The sequence below is a fragment of the Flavobacterium sp. genome, assembly GCF_049590715.1.
Lineage (GTDB): Bacteria > Bacteroidota > Bacteroidia > Flavobacteriales > Flavobacteriaceae > Flavobacterium.
In genome coordinates, this window is the sequence record NZ_JBAWDL010000235.1 from 1 (window position 1) to 3,565 (window position 3,565).

The following is a 3,565-nucleotide window of genomic DNA, read 5'->3' on the forward strand; positions in this document are numbered from 1 at the left end:
TTTCCAAAAGAGTAGAGCACTCTGAAATTTGCACTACAGCAATTTATACTAAAATTGTTATCGAAAAAATGAAAGAAATATCTAATCGCTGTTGCAAGTTTCCCATCATTCCGTACTTTGAATTATAATCTATCTGATTAAAAACGCTCTAATTTTAAAAATTTCACTGTTGTATATTATCTTTAGTGGTTATTTTATGTAAAAATATAAAACTCAGGAATGTTTGTATTAATTCTATGAAAAAATAAAAAACATGTTTGAAATAATTTTAATCTGTTTTGGAGGTATAATTAGGATCGTCCTTTCAGTGAATAGTATTATACAAAGTGATAAAAAAGAAATCAAATGCCACAAGAAACAAGCTAATCTTTATAATGCTTAAATTAAAAATGAGTACTACTTTATAGAAAATTTGAAAGTCGTTTTAGTTTTATAATTTTCTCCAGGTCTCAAAACCGTTGTTGGAAAATCTTTTTGATTAGGCGAATCAGGATAATGTTGCGTTTCAAAACAAAAACCAGTACGATGTTCATAGAAACCCTCTTCACGCATGGGTAAGTTACCTTTAAGAAAATTACCAGTATACAATTGAATCCCTGGCTCATAGGTAGTGATCTCCATAAGTCGTCCACTAGTTTTATCATAAGCGGTAGCAGTAACTGTTTTCCCTTTTTCAGCATTGTTTAATACCCAACAATGATCATAACCATTTCCTCTTTTTAATTGTTCATTTTTTACTTCAATGTCTTTTCCTAGAGTTTTTGGAGTTCTGAAATCAAAGGGTGTGTGTGTTAGATCTTCGAGTTTTCCTGTTGGAATTCCATTATCATTAATTGCTACTATTTTATCTGAATTTAAGGTTATTTCATGGTCTAAAATAGTTTTAGAAAAATCTCCTGATAAATTAAAATAGGAATGTTGTGTTAGGTTTACCACTGTTTTCTTATCGGTTGTAGCCTCATAAAAAACTTCTAATTGATTTTCTTGTGTCAATGTATAGGTAACAAATACTTGCAAATTTCCAGGATACCCTTCTTCCATATCTTTGCTCAAATATGATAATTTCAATGAAGCCACTGCTCCTGACTTAACTTCATTTTCTTTCCAAACTACTCGGTTAAAACCATATTCTCCTCCATGTAAAGAATGAGGCGGTCTATTTAGCGTCAATTGATATTCATTACCATCTATTGAGAATTTTCCGTTGGCAATTCTATTACCATACCTTCCTATAATTGCTCCAACATAAGGATTTGGTTTTAAATACTCTTCAAGCGAATTAAAACCAATAACAACATTTTCAGAGATACCCTCTTTATTAGGAACTATCAAATCCGTAATAATACCACCCAAAGTAATGATACCCACTTCCATCCCATTTTTATTTTTCAACTTATAGCTATTAATTTTATCTCCATTTGGAGTCATACCATAGGGTACCTTTTCTATTGTTACTTCTGTGCTTAGATGCTGCTTTAAAATATCCTTATTTATTGCTTGCCTACTTTTACACTGTACCATAAAAAAAGTAAGACTGATTATTACTAGCCTGAAAACTTCTCGCTTTAATACATTCATATATACTTATTTTTTAATTTTTCAATTATACAAATACCTACAAAAAAGCTCAAGTCGTAAAACTTGAGCTTTTTTATAGTATTGATAAGAAACAGTATTTACTCTACTCTTCCTTCTTTTATTTCGTCTACAATTTCAGGATTCAATAACGTTGTTGTATCGCCAAAATTAGAATAATCACCTTCTGCAATTTTTCTTAAAATTCTTCTCATGATTTTGCCAGAACGTGTTTTGGGCAACCCTGAAACATACTGAATTTTATCTAATTTTGCAATTGGCCCGATATGTCCTGCAATGTGTTGGTTGATCTCTACAGATAGGTTATTCTTATCTCTAAGTTCGCCTGTTTCTTTCAAAATCACAAAACCATACAAAGCATTACCTTTCACATCGTGAGGAAAACCTACAATGGCACTTTCAGCTACTGCAGGATGTTCATTAATAGCATCTTCAATTGGCGCTGTACCTAGATTGTGTCCTGAAACAATTACCACATCGTCTACACGACCTGTAATTCTGTAATAACCTACTTCATCACGCAAAGCACCGTCTCCAGAAAAATATTTCCCAGGATACTGAGAGAAATAAGTCTTTTTATATCGTTCATGGTCTCCCCAAATTGTTCTCGCAATTCCAGGCCACGGAAACTTAATACACAAACTTCCTTCTAATTGATTGCCTTCAATTTCATTACGTTTGTCATCCATAATAACGGGTTGAATACCAGGTAAGGGTAAAGTAGCATAAGTAGGTTTTGTAGGTGTTACAAAAGCAATTGGCGAAATCATAATTCCTCCCGTTTCTGTTTGCCACCAAGTATCTACTACAGGACATCTCTTAGCTCCTACATGGTCATTGTACCAGTGCCATGCTTCTTCGTTGATAGGTTCACCCACAGAACCAATTACTTTCAATGATTTGAAAGGGAATTTCAATACATACTCTAATTTTTCTTTTGCCAAAGCACGAATGGCTGTTGGGGCAGTATAAAACTGAGTCACGTTATGTTTCTCGATAACTTCCCAAAAACGACTAAAATCTGGATATGATGGAACGCCCTCAAAAATAACCGTTGTCGCTCCATTCAATAATGGTCCGTATAAAATATAAGAATGACCTGTTATCCAACCAATATCAGCTGTACACCAAAAAATATCATTGTCTTCGTAATTAAAAACATTTTTAAAAGTATACGCACTATATACCATGTATCCAGCGGTCGTATGCACCATTCCTTTAGGTCTTCCTGTAGAACCTGATGTATACAAGATAAATAATGGATCTTCGGCATCCATAATTTCAGCAACACTATTATCTGAAGCTTCGTCTAATAAAGGTTGGATGTAAATATCTCTACCTTCTTTCATCGTGATCACCGAGTTGGTTCTTTTCACAACTAAAACCTTCTCCACTGATTTACATTTCTCTAAGGCTTCATCAATGATATTTTTTAATTCAATCGTTTTGTTTCCTCGGTATCCTCCATCCGAAGTGATGACCATTTTACATTCACTATCGTTAATTCTACTCGCTACTGCCGAAGCCGAAAAACCAGCAAAAACAACCGAATGGATCGCTCCAATTCTAGCACAAGCCAAAGTAGCCACAGCTAATTCTGGAATCATTGGCAAATAAATACAAACTCTATCACCTTTTTTTATTCCTTGATTACGCAACACATTAGCCATTTTACAAACTCTTTGGTGCAGTTCGTTATAGGTAATATGTAAAGCTTCTTCTTCTGGATTGTTTGGCTCAAAAATAATAGCCGTTTTCTCTCCTTTTTTATTCAGATGTCTATCAATACAGTTCTTTACAATATTTACTTTGGCACCTGAGAACCATTCAATCTCAGCCTCAGCCATATTAAATTCAACAACCTTGTCCCATTGTTGGTACCAAGTAAAGTTTTCTTCTGCAATTTTTCCCCAAAATTTTCTTGGTTCACGAACCGATTTATTATAATGTTTAAAGTATTGTTCTAAGT

General features: G+C 33.6%; 2 protein-coding genes. Both read right to left on the bottom strand.

The genetic code is table 11. The features are described 5' to 3' along the window. Positions 1-396: 396 nt before the first annotated feature. Complete coding sequence (locus tag WBQ70_RS10590) at positions 397-1,578, bottom strand: aldose epimerase family protein (protein ID WP_423913873.1); 1,182 nt, start codon at positions 1,576-1,578, stop codon at positions 397-399. A 98-nt stretch (positions 1,579-1,676) separates the two neighbouring features. Then, positions 1,677-3,565: acetate--CoA ligase (acs, locus tag WBQ70_RS10595; protein ID WP_423913876.1), on the bottom strand; the 1,889-nt coding region annotated here is incomplete at its 5' end.